The sequence below is a fragment of the Pseudomonas sp. SH10-3B genome, assembly GCF_019891415.1.
Classification (GTDB): Bacteria; Pseudomonadota; Gammaproteobacteria; order Pseudomonadales; family Pseudomonadaceae; genus Aquipseudomonas.
In genome coordinates this window covers 50,754-65,491 of the sequence record NZ_JAFLXD010000006.1, presented here as the reverse complement: position 1 = coordinate 65,491, position 14,738 = coordinate 50,754, and the positions used below count along the sequence as shown (strand labels likewise).

Sequence of the window (14,738 nt, the reverse complement as noted above, 5' to 3'; positions counted from 1 at the left end):
ATTCGACGGGCGCCCTCCCACCTTGCTCAACACGACGTCAGAAGCGCGACACACTCTTCATCGCCCCAATCAGATACCGCATCGCCACCTGATCGCTTTCGGTCAGGGCGCGATACTGCGCCAGTAATTCGGCTTCGTCTGAACTCAACCTGCTGCCACGCAAGGACATCCTGCGGGTCAAAAAAGACGCCACCACACCCGCTACACCATAGGACTTGGCCATGGACTGTTTCTCCTGATATCGATCAAATACTCCCGGCGCCCACAAACCTTTTCCCGTCAAGCGCAATGCCTGCGCGGACAAACAGACTGACTCCCTGGGCCAGAAATCAGTCCTACCCTAAGCGTAGAAAGAATCTCGTTACGTGTGGGATTTTTTTAGAGTATTCACTTAAAAAATTACTTCGGTAACAAATACCTACAACGTCTTCCCACAGCAGCAGGCAGAAAAAACCCACCGCTTGAGGGTGGGTTTCGATGGGGCAGATAGGGGATCAATCCCTCAGGTCAGACTCATGAATCGGCTGGTCCCGATGGGTCGCCCTCTGGTACTGAGCTGGCCAGATGGCCTTGCGCCCGCCCAGATCATCATCGGCGTGCAACGGCCAGTAGGGATCACGCAGTAATTCACGGGCCAGGAAGATGATATCGGCCTGGCAGGTGCGCAGGATGTGCTCAGCCTGGGCCGGTTCGGTGATCATGCCAACGGTGCCGGTGGCAATACCGGACTCTTTGCGCACACGCTCGGCAAAGCGCGTCTGGTAGCCGGGGCCGGTGGGGATTTCAGCGTTGGCGGCAGTGCCACCGGAGGATACGTCGATCAGGTCCACGCCAAGGTCTTTGAGGCGGCGCGCCAGTTCCACGGTTTCATCGGGGTTCCAGCCGTCTTCCACCCAGTCGGTGGCCGAGACCCGCACGAACAGCGGCAAATCCTGGGGCCAGACGTCGCGCACCGCTTCGGTCACTTGCAACACCAGGCGGATACGATTTTCAAACGAGCCGCCGTACTGGTCCTGGCGCTGGTTGCTGATGGGCGACAGGAACTGATGCAACAAGTAACCATGGGCAGCATGGATTTCCACCACTTCAAACCCGGCGGTCAGGGCGCGCTTGGCCGCCGCGACAAAGTCGGCAATCACCTGCTGGATCTGCGCTTCATCCAATGGCTTGGGTGGCGTGTGCTGCGGGTCAAAGGCAATCGGCGATGGCCCCACCGGCACCCAGCCGCCATCTTCCGGTTTGACGCTGCCATGCTTACCGATCCACGGCCGGTGGGTGCTGGCCTTGCGCCCGGCGTGAGCCAGCTGGATGCCAGCCACCGCGCCCTGGGCGGCGATAAAACGCGTGATGCGTTGCAGGGGTTCGATCTGTTCGTCCTGCCACAGGCCCAGGTCTTGGGCAGTGATGCGGCCATCGGCAGTCACAGCGGTGGCTTCGGTGAATATCAGCCCGGCGCCGCCAACCGCGCGGCTGCCGAGGTGGACCAGGTGCCAGTCATTGGCCAGGCCATCGACGCTTGAGTATTGGCACATCGGCGACACCGCAATGCGGTTGAGCAGGGTCAATTGGCGCAGGGTATAGGGTTCGAGCAGCTGACTCATGGCGCACCTCTTCTGGGCTTTTTGGGCACTTCTGTAGGAGCGAGCTTGCTCGCGAAAGCCTCATAGGCACCGCGTTTATCAAGGATTGACGCGTTACCGTTGACGTTTTTCGCGGGCAAGCCCGCGCCTACACAACCGTGCGTAGAGCCTAGTCGACAACAGTGGATTGCACAGGGTTCAGAAGCAAAGCGGGAGCCGATTGCCGGCTCCCGTGAAGCACACGCTACATCTCGACCTGGGTGCCCAGCTCGATCACCCGGTTGACCGGGAGCTTGAAAAACCGCAGGTTGCCGTTGGCGTTCTTGAGCATGAAGGCGAACAAGGCTTCGCGCCAACGGGCCATGCCCTTGATGCGCGAGGCGATCACCGTTTCACGGCTGAGGAAATACGTGGTCCGCATCGGACTGAAGTCCAGGTCGTCCAAATGGCACAGTTTCAGCGCTTCGGGCACGTCCGGCTCATCAGTGAAGCCAAAGTGCAGGATCACCCGGAAGAAGCCTTCGCCATAGGCATCCACCTCAAAACGTCGTGCGGCGGGTACGCGCGGAATGTCTTCGTAGACCACCGTCAGCAGCACCACTTGCGCATGCAGCACCTGGTTATGCAACAGGTTGTGCAACAGCGCATGGGGCACGGCGTCCGGGCGGGCGGTGAGGAACACTGCCGTGCCCTGCACGCGATGCGGCGGCTGCATGCGAATACTGCTGATAAAGATCGGCAGCGGCAGGCCACCTTCGTCAAGGCGATCAACGAGCAATTGCTTGCCGCGCTTCCAGGTGGTCATCAGCACGAACAGCACAATCCCCGCCAATACCGGGAAAGCACCGCCCTGGATGATCTTCGGCACGTTGGCGGCGAAGTACAGCCCGTCCACCAGCAGGCAGCAGACCAGTACCGGCACTGCCAGAATGGGTGGCCATTTCCACAGCAGCAACATCACCGCCGAGACCAGGATGGTGGTCATCAGCATGGTGCCGGTCACAGCCACGCCGTAGGCCGAGGCCAGTGCGTTGGAGGACTCGAAGCCCAGCACCAGCAGGATCACGCCGACCATCAGCGACCAGTTCACCGCGCCGATGTAGATCTGGCCCTGCTCGGCGCTGGAGGTGTGCTGGATATGCATGCGCGGGATGTAACCCAGCTGGATTGCCTGGCGCGTCAATGAGAACGCGCCGGAAATCACCGCCTGGGACGCAATCACCGTGGCCAGGGTCGACAACACCACCAACGGGATCAGCGCCCAACTCGGCGCCAGCAGGTAGAAAGGGTTGCGTGCGGCTTCTGGATCGCCCAGCAGCATGGCGCCCTGGCCGAAATAGTTGAGCACCAGCGCCGGCAACACCAGGATGAACCAGGCGCGGGCAATCGGCTTGCGACCGAAGTGGCCCATGTCGGCGTACAGCGCTTCGGCACCGGTCAACGCCAGCACCACTGCACCCAGGATGGCCACACCGATGCCTGGGTGAGCCTCGAAGAAACGCACGGCCCACATCGGGTTCAACGCCTTGAGCACTTCAGGATGCTGGACGATGCCATAGATGCCCAGACCACCCAGCACCAGGAACCACGTCACCATCACCGGTCCGAAGAGCTTGCCGATGCGGTCAGTGCCGTGTTTTTGGATCAGGAACAGCGCCACCAGCACCACCAGTGCAATCGGCACGACCCACTTCTCCAGACCGTCGAACGCCAGCTCCAGGCCTTCTACCGCCGACAATACGGAAATTGCCGGGGTGATCATGCTGTCGCCATAAAACAGCGCCGCGCCACACAGGCCGCAGACCACCAGGAAACTGCGCAGCTTCTTGCGCTCGCCTGCCGCCCGTCGCGCCAAGGCAGTCAACGCCATAATGCCGCCCTCGCCCTGGTTGTCGGCGCGCAGCACGAACAGCATGTATTTGATCGATACGACCCAGATCAGCGACCAGAAGATCAGCGCCAAAATCCCCAACACGCCGTCATGGTTGACCTGGACCCCATAACCGCCGGTGAACACTTCTTTAAGGGTATAGAGCGGACTGGTGCCGATATCGCCGTAAACCACCCCGACTGCTGCCACCAACATGCCAATCGGCTTTGTGTTGGATTGCTCGGCACCTGCTGCCTGACTACTTGCCTGACCCATCAACCACTCCTGCCCTTTGACCTGAGGTCTCTTATAAACAACGCGCCTAAGCAGACCCTAGCATGCGCTGTTTTACTTCTCGTAACAGACGTTTTATTGACCCAAGGGTTTTACCCGTGCGCAACGGCGCGAAGCATAGCGCAGCACTCGTCGCATTTCCCTGCATAAAGCTGGTCAAGTGCGTTGCCCGTCGCTAGAATTGCGCACTTTTTGATCAGAGGCGCAGCAAGCGCCCGTCCGCAGCCCTGTCGTGCCCGACTGGCGGCGTCATTCAATACCGAGGTTAGACATGTCCACCACCATCGCAAAAGCCAACCCCAAGGTTGGCTTTGTTTCCCTGGGTTGCCCGAAGGCGCTCGTCGATTCCGAGCGCATCCTCACGCAACTGCGTATGGAAGGCTATGACGTTGTGTCCACTTACCAGGACGCTGATGTGGTGGTGGTCAACACCTGCGGCTTCATCGACTCGGCCAAGGCAGAGTCCTTGGAAGTGATCGGCGAAGCCATCAAGGAAAACGGCAAGGTCATCGTGACCGGCTGCATGGGGGTGGAAGAAGGCAATATCCGCAACGTGCACCCAAGCGTACTGGCCGTGACCGGCCCGCAGCAGTACGAGCAGGTGGTCAATGCCGTGCACCAGGTGGTGCCGCCGCGCCAGGATCACAACCCGCTGATCGACCTGGTACCGCCGCAAGGCATCAAGCTGACCCCGCGTCACTATGCGTACCTGAAGATCTCCGAAGGCTGCAACCACAGCTGCAGCTTCTGCATCATCCCGTCGATGCGCGGCAAGCTAGTCAGCCGTCCGGTGGGTGACGTGCTCGACGAGGCCCAGCGCCTGGTCAAATCCGGCGTCAAAGAGCTGCTGGTGATCTCCCAGGACACCAGCGCCTACGGCGTCGACGTGAAATACCGCACTGGCTTCTGGAACGGCGCGCCGGTGAAAACCCGCATGACCGAACTCTGCGAAGCCCTCAGCAGCCTGGGCGTGTGGGTGCGCCTGCACTACGTCTACCCGTACCCGCATGTGGACGAGCTGATCCCGTTGATGGCTGCCGGCAAGATCCTGCCGTACCTGGACATCCCGTTCCAGCACGCCAGCCCGAAAGTGCTCAAGGCCATGAAACGCCCAGCCTTCGAAGACAAGACCCTGGCGCGTATCAAGAACTGGCGCGAGATCTGCCCCGAGCTGATCATCCGCTCGACCTTCATCGTCGGCTTCCCCGGCGAAACCGAAGAAGACTTCCAGTACCTGCTGGACTGGCTGACCGAAGCGCAACTGGACCGCGTGGGTTGCTTCCAGTACTCGCCCGTGGAAGGTGCCCCGGCCAACCTGCTCGACCTGGCCGTGGTCCCGGATGACGTCAAGCAGGACCGTTGGGAGCGCTTCATGGCGCACCAGCAGGCGATCAGCTCGGCGCGCCTGCAACTGCGTATCGGCAAGGAAATCGAAGTACTGATCGACGAAGTCGACGAGCAAGGCGCAGTCGGCCGTTGCTTCTTCGATGCACCGGAAATCGACGGTAACGTGTTTATCGACGATGCCAGCGGCCTGAAGCCAGGTGACAAGGTCTGGTGCACCGTGACCGACGCTGATGAATACGATCTGTGGGCTGAAAAGCGCGACTGATCGAAAAAACTTGAAAAGCCCTGCCTCTGGACAAGATGCGGGGCTTTTTTAGGTCTATCGTTTTGCCCATCAACGCCAATCATGGCAAGGGGCAGCAGGCATGCGCCAGCATTCGGTTATCCACACACCTAAAACCAGCGACTACGTAGAGTTGGCGCGCATCTGGGAGGCCTCGGTGCGGGCCACCCATGATTTTTTGCCGGACAGTTATATCGTGCGACTGAAAAATCTGCTGCTGACCCGCTACCTGGATTCGGTGATGCTGATCTGCACCAAAGACGCACGCCAACGTATCAGCGGGTTCGCCGGGGTGGCGTGCGGCAAGGTGGAAATGCTGTTTATCCACCCGGCATACCGGGGCCAGGGCCTCGGCCGGCAGTTGCTGCGTTATGCGATCGACTGCATGAATGCCGACGAGCTGGACGTTAACGAGCAGAATCCCCAAGCGCTGGGATTCTATTTCAAGCAGGGTTTCGAAGTGGTCGGACGCACCGAGCATGACGGCCTGGGGCAGCCTTATCCACTGCTGCACCTGCGCTTGCGCCAGCCACAACAAAAGGCCCGCCAGGGCTAAATGAAATGGGGTCGGGATTAACCGCGCCCACACAGGTACAATAGCCGCCCCCTTTTGTTACGGCCCTTGTCATGACTGACCCCATACGCCTCTCCAAACGCCTTATCGAACTGGTCGGTTGCTCCCGTCGGGAGGCTGAGCTGTTTATCGAAGGCGGCTGGGTCTCGGTGGACGGTGAAGTGATCGACGAACCGCAATTCAAGATCACCACCCAGAAGGTCGAACTGGACCCAGAGGCCAAGGCCACCGCGCCAGAGCCGGTGACCATCCTGTTCCATGCCCCGGTTGGTGTCGATGCCGAGACGGCAATGGCCTCGATCAGCGCCGAAACCCTGTCCGAAGAACACCGCTTCAGCAAGCGTCCGCTCAAGGGCCATTTCCTGCGCCTGACCGCCAGCGCCGACCTGCAAGCCAAGGCCAGCGGCCTGTTGGTGTTTACCCAGGACTGGAAGATTCTGCGCAAGTTGACCGCCGATGCCGCCAAGATCGAGCAGGAATACGTGGTAGAGGTTGAAGGCGACATGGTTGCCCACGGCCTCAACCGCCTGAACCACGGCCTGACCTACAAAGGCAAAGAGCTGCCAGCCGTAAAAGCCAGCTGGCAGAACGAAAATCGCCTGCGCTTTGCGATGAAAAACCCGCAACCGGGCGTAATCGCCCTGTTCTGCGAAGCCATTGGCCTGAAGGTCATCGCCATCCGCCGCATTCGCATCGGCGGCGTGTCCATCGGCAAAGTGCCAGTTGGCCAATGGCGTTACCTGTCCGGCAAAGAGAAGTTCTAAGCCGCCTCCCCTTTCCAGGCACCGCCCCACCCGGCGGCGCCCACCGTTGAAAACCAGGATTGCCCACCATGATTCACAATGACGTACTGCGCAGCGTGCGCTACATGCTCGACATCAGCGACAACAAGATGGTCGAGCTCATCAAGCTCGGCGGCATGGACGTGACCAAGGAAGACCTGCTGACTTACCTCAAGAAAGACGAGGAAGAGGGCTTTGTGTTCTGCCCGGATGACGTCATGGCCCACTTCCTCGATGGCTTGGTGATTTTCAAGCGCGGCAAGGACGAAAGCCGTCCGCCGCAGCCGATCGAAACGCCGGTGACCAACAACATCATCCTCAAGAAGCTGCGCGTGGCCTTCGAGCTGAAGGAAGACGACATGCACGCCATCCTCAAGGCTGCCGAATTCCCGGTGTCCAAACCTGAGCTGAGCGCGCTGTTCCGCAAGTTCGGCCACACCAACTACCGCACCTGTGGCGACCAGTTGCTGCGCAACTTCCTCAAGGGCCTGACGCTGCGGGTTCGCGCGTAAGCCATGAGTTACCAGGTCTCGCCCGTCGGCTTCGTACGCTCCTGCTTCAAGGAGAAGTTCGCCATCCCGCGCCAACCGCAACTGGCGCCTGCCGCGCGGGGCGTGCTGGAGTTGGTGGCGCCGTTCGACCAGGGTGAAGCGGTACAGGGCCTGGAGCAGGTCAGCCACGTGTGGCTGTTGTTTCTTTTCCACCAGGCCCTGGAAGACAAGCCCCGCCTGAAAGTACGCCCGCCCCGCCTGGGCGGCAACACGTCCATGGGCGTGTTTGCGACCCGCGCGACTCATCGGCCAAACGGGATTGGCCAGTCAGTGGTCAGGCTGGACAAGGTCGAGCCGGGGCGGCTGTGGATTTCCGGGATCGATTTGCTCGATGGCACACCGGTATTGGATATCAAGCCGTATGTGCCCTACGCCGACATCATCGACACGGCCACCAACAACATCGCCAGCGGTGCGCCGCAGCTGATTGCCGTGCAGTGGCTGAAGACGGCGCTGCAGCAGGCACAAGGCCACGCCCAGCGCCTTGGGGAGCCATTGGTGGAGTTGATCGATCAGTGCCTGGCACAGGATCCACGGCCGGCGTACCAGACGCCAGGGCCGGAGCGCGAATACGGGGCGCAGTTCTGGGATGTGGATGTGCGCTGGCACTATCCTGAGGCTGGGATGATTTGTGTGCTGGAAGTGGTTCCGGCGGGATAAACCGGAAACCCAATGTGGGAGGGGGCTTGCTCCCGATGGCGGTGGATCAGTCAACTTGTATATCGACTGACCCACCGCCATCGGGAGCAAGCCCACATTTTTTACCGCAGTTATTTCTCGACGAACGCGCGCTCGATCAAGTAATCACCCGGCTCACGCATGCGTGGCGAAACCTTCAGGCCGAAGCTGTTCAGCACTTCGCTGGTCTCGTCCAACATGCTTGGGCTGCCGCACAGCATGGCGCGGTCGTCCTCGGGGTTGATCGGTGGCAGGCCGATGTCGCTGAACAGCTTGCCGCTGCGCATCAGGTCGGTCAGGCGGCCTTCGTTTTCGAATGGCTCGCGGGTCACGGTCGGGTAGTAGATCAACTTGTCACGCAGGGCCTCGCCGAAGAACTCGTTCTGCGGCAGGTGCTCGGTGATGAATTCGCGGTAAGCGACTTCGTTGACGTAACGCACGCCGTGGCACAGGATCACTTTTTCGAAACGCTCGTAGGTTTCCGGGTCCTGGATCACGCTCATGAATGGAGCAAGGCCAGTACCGGTGCTGAGCAGGTACAGGTGTTTGCCCGGCTTCAAATCGTCAAGCACCAGGGTGCCTGTCGGTTTTTTGCTGATGATGATCTCGTCGCCTTCCTTCAAGTGCTGCAATTGGGAAGTCAGCGGGCCATCCGGCACCTTGATGCTGAAGAACTCCAGATGCTCTTCCCAGTTCGGGCTGGCAATGGAGTAAGCGCGCATGAGCGGGCGGCCGTTGGGCTGTTGCAGGCCGATCATCACGAACTGACCGTTCTCGAAGCGCAGGCCCGGATCGCGGGTGCACTTGAAGCTGAACAGAGTGTCGTTCCAGTGATGAACACTGAGGACACGCTCGTGGTTCATGTTGCTCATGTACGGGGGACTCCTGGAAATGGGTCTGCGCCAAAGGTGTAGATGCGCAATTGCACAGCATTCTAATGGCGGCGACAATATCTGTTAACTGGATTATTAAGATAAGGGTTATCGGTTATATCGATATGCGATTTACTCTCCGTCAACTGCAAGTCTTCGTCGCCGTCGCCCAGCAGGAAAGCGTCTCTCGCGCTGCTGGCCTTCTGGCCTTATCTCAATCCGCCGCCAGCACCTCGATTACCGAGCTGGAGCGCCAATCCAGCTGCCAATTATTCGACCGCGCCGGTAAACGCCTGAGTCTCAACGCCTTGGGCCATCAGCTGTTGCCTCAAGCGGTGGCGCTGCTGGACCAGGCCAAGGAGATCGAAGACCTGCTCAACGGTAAGTCCGGCTTCGGCTCCCTGGCGGTCGGCGCTACCCTGACCATTGGTAATTACCTGGCCACCCTGCTGATCGGCAGCTTCATGCAGCAGCACCCGGAAAGCCAGGTGAAGCTGCATGTGCAGAACACTGCCAATATCGTGCACCAGGTTGCGCACTATGAAATTGACCTGGGTCTAATCGAAGGCGACTGCAGCCACCCGGATATCGAGGTGCAAACCTGGGTAGAGGATGAATTGGTAGTGTTCTGTGCGCCTCAGCACCCCCTGGCCAAGCGCGGCGTGGCCACCCTGGAAGAGTTGACCCATGAGGCATGGATCCTGCGGGAACAAGGCTCGGGTACGCGCCTAACCTTTGACCAGGCCATGCGCCATCACCGCAGCTCGCTGAATATCCGCCTGGAGCTGGAGCACACCGAGGCGATCAAACGGGCGGTGGAGTCGGGTTTGGGAATTGGCTGCATCTCTCGCCTGGCACTGCGCGATGCGTTCCGCCGCGGCAGCCTGGTACCGGTGGAAACCCCGGACCTGGACCTGGCGCGACAGTTCTATTTCATCTGGCACAAGCAGAAATACCAGACCTCGGCGATGCGCGAGTTCCTGGAGCTGTGCCGTGCTTTTACCGCCGGGGTTCAGCGCAGCGACGAGATCGTGCTGCCGAGCATTGCCTGATCGTTAGATCAGGATCACCACCCACACCAGAGTAATCATGGTCAGTGCCACGAATTGCGCGGCGCTGCCCATGTCCTTGGCATTTTTCGACAGGGGGTGGCGGTCGAGGGAGATACGGTCGATGGCCGCTTCTACCGCCGAATTGAGCAATTCAACGATCAAGGCCAACAGGCACACCGCAATCAACAGCGCCCGTTCGACACGGCTGACGTGCAGGAAAAAGCTCAGAGGGATCAGGATGACGTTCAGCAGCACCAGTTGGCGGAACGCCGCCTCACCGGTGAAAGCCGCGCGCAGGCCATCCAGGGAATAACCCCCTGCATTAAAGATACGTTTGAGACCGGTTTGACCCTTGAAAGGCGACATAGACGTAGGCAACTGAACCAAAGAAGTGGGGAAACTAGATCACGCAAAGTCAAAAAAGCGTGAATCGGTAACAACTTAATGCTGCGAAATTGACTCAAGTTGTTGCAAGAGCAGCGCCGCCTGGGTCCGCGTGCGCACCCCGAGTTTGCGAAAGATCGCTGTGACGTGAGCCTTGATGGTCGCTTCCGACACGCTCAACTCATAGGCGATCTGCTTGTTCAGCAACCCTTCGCAGACCATCGTCAACACTCGAAACTGCTGCGGCGTCAGGCTGGCCAGGCCATCGCGGGCGGCTTTGGCTTCATCGGACACGTTGATTTCTTCAAACGCTTGCGGCGGCCAGGACACATCACCGTCGAGCACCTTACGCACGGCGTTCTGGATATCTTCCATGGCGCTGGACTTGGGGATAAAACCGCTGGCGCCAAACTCCTTGGAGCGCACCACCACGTCAGCGTCTTCCTGGGCCGAAACCATCACCACGGGAATCTGCGGGTATTGCCCGCGCAGCAGCACCAGGCCTGAGAAGCCGTAGGCGCCGGGCATGTTGAGGTCGAGCAGCACCAGATCCCAGTCGGACTTTTCGGTAAGGCGGGCTTCCAGCTCGGCAATGCTGGCCACTTCAACCAGGCGCACATCCGGGCCAAGGCCCAGCGTCACGGCCTGGTGCAATGCACTGCGAAACAGCGGATGGTCATCGGCTATCAGGATTTCGTATGTGGCCATTAATTAAATGATCCTGTTTTTTATGGCAGCCCTGATGGGTTCAGGGTTCGCCAGTACACAAGGCAACGGCCAGGCAGCCATCGCCACAGGGCAGGTTCAACGTCAAAAGCACCTGAAACGACGTCGAAAATTCACGGTTACGCCCCAATCGGCGCCCAGCATGCCCAGCGCAGCCTGGAGGGTCAAGCACTACGCCCATGGGCATTTTAGCGAGGGGCGGGTTTACGGTGCCATCATGCAAACGTCGTCTGGCTATAGCTCGGGTATATAGGGCGCAAGACGAGTATGGACCCTGTCGGTCGGGTCCAGCGGTAACTGGAACTTGGCAGCCAGGTAGTGGGTGCTGAATACATCCAGGTAGGCATCCAGCACTTCGCTTGCAGCGGCGTCCTCGGCCAGCTCCAGGCACAGGGCCGCGACTTCGGCGGTGCAGAAATGGTCATCGCGCTTGGAGCGGCGCAGTTTGTAGCGCGAGAGTTGCTCAGGTGCCAGGCTCAATACCGGCAGATGTTCCAGATACGGACTCTTGCGGAACATTTTGCGTGCTTCGCTCCAGGTGCCGTCCAGCAGGATGAACAGCGGGCGCTTGCCTTTTGCCACCGTCACGGTACTGACGACACGCTCGGGCGCCACGAACTCGCCGGGAAACACGATGTAGGGCTGCCACTGCGGGTCAGCGAGCAGGGTGAGCAAATCCCGATCGACTTCAGTGCGCGACCAGGCGAATGCGCTGGTGTCGTCGATCACGTCGGCGATCAGCCAGCCGGTGTTGCTGGGCTTCATCGGTTCGACATCGTGCATCAGCAGGCACATGGCCGACTGGGCCGCGACACGGGGACGCCAGGCACACAGACAATACTCGGGGATGACCCGGCAGCCGGGACAACGCTCGGCACGGGAGCCTCGATTGACGAAGGGTTTGATCGCGCGTGCCAGGCGCTGGGTACGCAGGCGGGAGACGGCGTGGCTCATCGGATGCGCCGTACAGAGGGGTAGATCGACACGGAGAAAACTCGTGGAAGGCTGAAGTGGCCGCAGTTTAACAGCGATACGCCTGGCTGTAGTGGCAAGGGGTCACCTATAATTGCGCGCCACTGAACGCACAGCGCAGTGGCTGGTCTATGCACCAGTAACCGAATCAGGAGAGTTTCATGCTGCGTTCCATGCTGCGTCTTGCCGCCCCATCCATCGCACTTGCGTTGGTATTGCCTGTGGGCGCCCAGGCGGCCTCGCTGCTGGAGGCCCAAATGAACAGGAAGCTGCAAAGCGTCGCGGCTGAAAGCAACAAAGACCTGCCCCGGGAAATCGACGATAAAACCCTGGAAGTCGCCTACACCGTTGAAGGCATGCAGTTAATCGATCACCTGAGCGTCTTGCCCGACCGTGCCGAACAGATGCGCGCCAACCCCAAGGCTGTGTACTTCCAACTGGGGCAGAGCGTGTGCCTGAACAAAGGTTATCGCGAGCTGATGGCCAAGGGCGCAGTGATGCGCTACGAAATCACTGAAAACAAGACTAACCGTCCTGTGGCATCGGTGAAATTCGTGGAAGCGGATTGCCCGGCACCGGCTGCCGCCAAGAAGAAAAAGTAATCTGCGCTTCCCCTTCGCGCGCTGCTGTCCAGTAGCGCGCACTCCCCCGCTTCATTTTCCCGCAGGCAGCTAAACTCCCTGCTGAGTGGCCAATAAGCGGTTGCCAGCCAAGGGTTTTTCGGCCCATGATCAAGTCATCCCAACCGCCCGTTCACAACGGCTTCCATGTCGTTCTGTAACATTTTCAGGGCAAAACAGGGTTGCCCTCCTGCGACTTGCAGTGCAAAGGTTTTTAAATCACAAGGAACATACAGAGCCCATTTGCCGCCCGGCAAACACGTGCAATGCCTTGGGCATGCAGCGACACATGCAGTGTCGTGGCCTGCGGACGAATCTCTCGCCGTTGGCCCAGCCTCTGTGAAGAAGGAGACGTTGAATGCCTTACGAACCGAATGACCGCCTGCTCCGGCATTTTGAAGAAAACGGCGCCGACCTTACGCAGCAGGTCGAAGCTCAACTCCAACAGATAGCGCCCAACAGCCCGAATATCCCTCTCTATCGCGACATGATCCTTACCGTGCTGCGCATGGCTCAGGACGACCGCAACCGTTGGAATGCCAAGATCACCCTGCAGGCTATCCGCGAATTGGACCATGCCTTCCGCGTACTCGAACAGTTCAAGGGGCGCCGCAAGGTCACGGTGTTCGGCTCGGCACGCACCCCGGTAGAAAGCCCCCTGTACGCCCTGGCCCGTGAAGTAGGTGCAGCGCTGGCGCGCTCGGACCTGATGGTGATCACCGGTGGTGGCGGCGGCATCATGGCGGCGGCCCACGAAGGGGCAGGCCTGGAACATAGCCTGGGGTTCAACATTACCCTGCCGTTTGAACAGCATGCCAACCCGACTATCGATGGCACTGAGAACCTGCTGTCCTTCCACTTCTTCTTTACCCGCAAGCTATTCTTCGTCAAGGAAGCCGACGCGTTGGTGTTGTGCCCAGGTGGTTTCGGCACCCTGGATGAAGCCCTGGAAGTATTGACCCTGATCCAGACCGGCAAAAGCCCGCTGGTACCGGTGGTGTTGCTGGATGCGCCGGGGGGAGGTTTCTGGCAGGGCGCGCTGGACTTTATCCGCAGCCAACTGGAAGCCAATCGCTACATTCTGCCCACCGACCTCAAGCTGGTACGCCTGGTGTACAGCGCTGAAGAGGCAGTGGAGGAGATCAATCAGTTCTATGCCAACTTCCATTCCACGCGCTGGTTGAAGCGGGAGTTTGTGGTCCGCATGAATCATCCACTCAGCGATCGAGCGCTGGCTCATTTGCAGAGTGAATTTGCCAGCCTGCGGTTGAGTGGGGATTTCCAGCAACTTGCCTATACGGGTGAGGAGCATGACGAACCGAGGTTCAGCCATTTGACGCGGTTGGTGTTCAACTTCAATGGCCGCGATCAGGGCCGGTTGCGAGAACTGGTGGATTACATCAACTTGCCGGAGAACTGGGCACAGGCTCAGGGGAAGACGCAACAGCGGGTAGCGCCGCAGCCGGCGTGAAATCCAGAAACGCAAAAAGGCTCGCTATTTTCATAGCGGGCCTTTTTTGGTGCTTCAGTTTTGGTATTTCAAGTTTAGATCGAAGGTGAGGCCATTGGGGCTGCTTCGCAGCCCGACGCGGGGCAAGCCCGCTCACCACAACAAGCCCATTCACCACACAACAAGGCCGTTCATCACACAACAAGGCCGTTCATCACACAACAAGGTGTTCAGTCGTCCATATCTCGACCACTGAGTAAGCGGCTGATCATCTCCATCGAAAAACCGCGATAACTCAGGAAGCGGCCTTGTTTCGCGCGTTCTCTCGCATCGATGGGGAGATGACCAGAGAACTTTCGACGCCAAGTGTCTTCCAGTTGCGCCTGCCAGCTGATACCGCACTCGCGCAGGGCAAGGTCAATATCATTACGTTGCAAACCGCGCTGGCTCAGCTCTTCGCGAATACGCGCTGGGCCGTAGCCGGAACGGGCTCGGTAGGAGACAAAACTTTCGAGGTAACGTGATTCCGAAAGCAGCCCCTCTTCCGTCAAACGGTCAAGGGCGGTTTCGATCATCTCGGGTTCCGCGCCGCGCTGACGCAGTTTGCGCGTCAGCTCGACTCGACCATGCTCGCGGCGAGCGAGCAGGTCCATTGCGGTGCGCCGAACGGCGACGAGTGTATCCAGTACAACAGTCATCGTTT

The 14,738-nt window shown here is 59.6% G+C and carries 16 protein-coding genes; 8 read left to right on the top strand and 8 right to left on the bottom strand.

All coding sequences use genetic code 11. The features are described 5' to 3' along the window. Positions 1 to 37: 37 nt before the first annotated feature. From J1G35_RS06830 to J1G35_RS06820, 3 genes are all read right to left on the bottom strand, one after another. Positions 38 to 223, bottom strand: a complete 186-nt coding sequence (locus J1G35_RS06830) for a hypothetical protein (RefSeq protein ID WP_053137395.1) — start codon at positions 221 to 223, stop codon at positions 38 to 40. Between the two features lie 271 nt (positions 224 to 494). Beyond that, positions 495 to 1,601: an NADH:flavin oxidoreductase/NADH oxidase gene (locus J1G35_RS06825; RefSeq protein WP_053137398.1), complete on the bottom strand. Its 1,107-nt coding sequence runs from the start codon at positions 1,599 to 1,601 to the stop codon at positions 495 to 497. 223 nt (positions 1,602 to 1,824) lie between these two features. After that, on the bottom strand, positions 1,825 to 3,726 hold the full coding sequence (locus J1G35_RS06820; protein WP_053137406.1) for a potassium transporter Kup: 1,902 nt from the start codon (positions 3,724 to 3,726) through the stop codon (positions 1,825 to 1,827). Between the two features lie 301 nt (positions 3,727 to 4,027). Here J1G35_RS06820 and rimO point away from each other — a divergent pair, with 301 nt between their 5' ends. From rimO to tsaA, 5 genes are all read left to right on the top strand, one after another. After that, on the top strand, positions 4,028 to 5,356 hold the full coding sequence (gene rimO, locus J1G35_RS06815; RefSeq protein ID WP_169850727.1) for a 30S ribosomal protein S12 methylthiotransferase RimO: 1,329 nt from the start codon (positions 4,028 to 4,030) through the stop codon (positions 5,354 to 5,356). 100 nt (positions 5,357 to 5,456) lie between these two features. Next, on the top strand, positions 5,457 to 5,930 hold the full coding sequence (locus tag J1G35_RS06810; RefSeq protein ID WP_223014205.1) for a GNAT family N-acetyltransferase: 474 nt from the start codon (positions 5,457 to 5,459) through the stop codon (positions 5,928 to 5,930). 71 nt (positions 5,931 to 6,001) lie between these two features. Beyond that, positions 6,002 to 6,712 carry an rRNA pseudouridine synthase gene (locus J1G35_RS06805; protein WP_223014203.1) on the top strand — a complete coding sequence of 237 codons (711 nt, stop codon included), beginning with the start codon at positions 6,002 to 6,004 and terminating at the stop codon, positions 6,710 to 6,712. A gap of 68 nt (positions 6,713 to 6,780) precedes the next feature. After that, a complete protein-coding gene (locus J1G35_RS06800) occupies positions 6,781 to 7,242 on the top strand; it encodes a DUF1456 family protein (RefSeq protein ID WP_053137413.1) in 462 nt (153 codons plus the stop codon). Between the two features lie 3 nt (positions 7,243 to 7,245). Further along, positions 7,246 to 7,941 (top strand): tRNA (N6-threonylcarbamoyladenosine(37)-N6)-methyltransferase TrmO, encoded by a 696-nt coding sequence (tsaA, locus tag J1G35_RS06795; protein ID WP_223014195.1) that lies wholly within the window; start codon positions 7,246 to 7,248, stop codon positions 7,939 to 7,941. A 110-nt stretch (positions 7,942 to 8,051) separates the two neighbouring features. Here tsaA and fpr read toward each other — a convergent pair whose 3' ends face one another. Continuing rightward, positions 8,052 to 8,831, bottom strand: a complete 780-nt coding sequence (gene fpr / locus J1G35_RS06790; protein WP_003189055.1) for a ferredoxin-NADP reductase — start codon at positions 8,829 to 8,831, stop codon at positions 8,052 to 8,054. 125 nt (positions 8,832 to 8,956) lie between these two features. Here fpr and J1G35_RS06785 point away from each other — a divergent pair, with 125 nt between their 5' ends. Continuing rightward, complete coding sequence (locus J1G35_RS06785) at positions 8,957 to 9,883, top strand: LysR family transcriptional regulator (RefSeq protein ID WP_223014193.1); 927 nt, start codon at positions 8,957 to 8,959, stop codon at positions 9,881 to 9,883. Positions 9,884 to 9,886: 3 nt separating this feature from the next. Here the strand turns inward: J1G35_RS06785 and J1G35_RS06780 are convergent, their stop codons facing one another. From J1G35_RS06780 to J1G35_RS06770, 3 genes are all read right to left on the bottom strand, one after another. Further along, a complete protein-coding gene (locus tag J1G35_RS06780; RefSeq protein WP_053137420.1) occupies positions 9,887 to 10,249 on the bottom strand; it encodes a diacylglycerol kinase in 363 nt (120 codons plus the stop codon). Between the two features lie 75 nt (positions 10,250 to 10,324). Continuing rightward, on the bottom strand, positions 10,325 to 10,975 hold the full coding sequence (gene erdR, locus J1G35_RS06775) for a response regulator transcription factor ErdR (protein ID WP_053137423.1): 651 nt from the start codon (positions 10,973 to 10,975) through the stop codon (positions 10,325 to 10,327). Positions 10,976 to 11,227: 252 nt separating this feature from the next. Beyond that, positions 11,228 to 11,947 carry a tRNA-uridine aminocarboxypropyltransferase gene (locus J1G35_RS06770; protein ID WP_223014191.1) on the bottom strand — a complete coding sequence of 240 codons (720 nt, stop codon included), beginning with the start codon at positions 11,945 to 11,947 and terminating at the stop codon, positions 11,228 to 11,230. Positions 11,948 to 12,126: 179 nt separating this feature from the next. On the opposite strand from J1G35_RS06770, the gene J1G35_RS06765 reads away from it, so the two are divergent. Then, a complete protein-coding gene (locus tag J1G35_RS06765; protein WP_053137432.1) occupies positions 12,127 to 12,567 on the top strand; it encodes a PA3611 family quorum-sensing-regulated virulence factor in 441 nt (146 codons plus the stop codon). A 376-nt stretch (positions 12,568 to 12,943) separates the two neighbouring features. Beyond that, positions 12,944 to 14,056: a TIGR00730 family Rossman fold protein gene (locus J1G35_RS06760; protein ID WP_053137435.1), complete on the top strand. Its 1,113-nt coding sequence runs from the start codon at positions 12,944 to 12,946 to the stop codon at positions 14,054 to 14,056. Between the two features lie 209 nt (positions 14,057 to 14,265). On the opposite strand, the gene recX is transcribed toward J1G35_RS06760, so the two are convergent. Beyond that, positions 14,266 to 14,733, bottom strand: coding sequence for a recombination regulator RecX (gene recX, locus J1G35_RS06755; protein ID WP_053137438.1), 468 nt, complete (start codon positions 14,731 to 14,733; stop codon positions 14,266 to 14,268). Positions 14,734 to 14,738 lie beyond the last annotated feature (5 nt).

What these genes read in the sequence shown, in the direction of transcription:
- J1G35_RS06830 (WP_053137395.1), bottom strand. Translation starts at nt 223, where the DNA reads ATGGCCAAGTCCTATGGTGTAGCGGGTGTGGTGGCGTCTTTTTTGACC.
- J1G35_RS06825 (WP_053137398.1), bottom strand. Translation starts at nt 1,601, where the DNA reads ATGAGTCAGCTGCTCGAACCCTATACCCTGCGCCAATTGACCCTGCTC.
- J1G35_RS06820 (WP_053137406.1), bottom strand. Translation starts at nt 3,726, where the DNA reads ATGGGTCAGGCAAGTAGTCAGGCAGCAGGTGCCGAGCAATCCAACACA.
- J1G35_RS06810 (WP_223014205.1), top strand. Translation starts at nt 5,457, where the DNA reads ATGCGCCAGCATTCGGTTATCCACACACCTAAAACCAGCGACTACGTA.
- J1G35_RS06805 (WP_223014203.1), top strand. Translation starts at nt 6,002, where the DNA reads ATGACTGACCCCATACGCCTCTCCAAACGCCTTATCGAACTGGTCGGT.
- J1G35_RS06800 (WP_053137413.1), top strand. Translation starts at nt 6,781, where the DNA reads ATGATTCACAATGACGTACTGCGCAGCGTGCGCTACATGCTCGACATC.
- tsaA (WP_223014195.1), top strand. Translation starts at nt 7,246, where the DNA reads ATGAGTTACCAGGTCTCGCCCGTCGGCTTCGTACGCTCCTGCTTCAAG.
- fpr (WP_003189055.1), bottom strand. Translation starts at nt 8,831, where the DNA reads ATGAGCAACATGAACCACGAGCGTGTCCTCAGTGTTCATCACTGGAAC.
- J1G35_RS06785 (WP_223014193.1), top strand. Translation starts at nt 8,957, where the DNA reads ATGCGATTTACTCTCCGTCAACTGCAAGTCTTCGTCGCCGTCGCCCAG.
- J1G35_RS06780 (WP_053137420.1), bottom strand. Translation starts at nt 10,249, where the DNA reads ATGTCGCCTTTCAAGGGTCAAACCGGTCTCAAACGTATCTTTAATGCA.
- erdR (WP_053137423.1), bottom strand. Translation starts at nt 10,975, where the DNA reads ATGGCCACATACGAAATCCTGATAGCCGATGACCATCCGCTGTTTCGC.
- J1G35_RS06770 (WP_223014191.1), bottom strand. Translation starts at nt 11,947, where the DNA reads ATGAGCCACGCCGTCTCCCGCCTGCGTACCCAGCGCCTGGCACGCGCG.
- J1G35_RS06765 (WP_053137432.1), top strand. Translation starts at nt 12,127, where the DNA reads ATGCTGCGTTCCATGCTGCGTCTTGCCGCCCCATCCATCGCACTTGCG.
- J1G35_RS06760 (WP_053137435.1), top strand. Translation starts at nt 12,944, where the DNA reads ATGCCTTACGAACCGAATGACCGCCTGCTCCGGCATTTTGAAGAAAAC.
- recX (WP_053137438.1), bottom strand. Translation starts at nt 14,733, where the DNA reads ATGACTGTTGTACTGGATACACTCGTCGCCGTTCGGCGCACCGCAATG.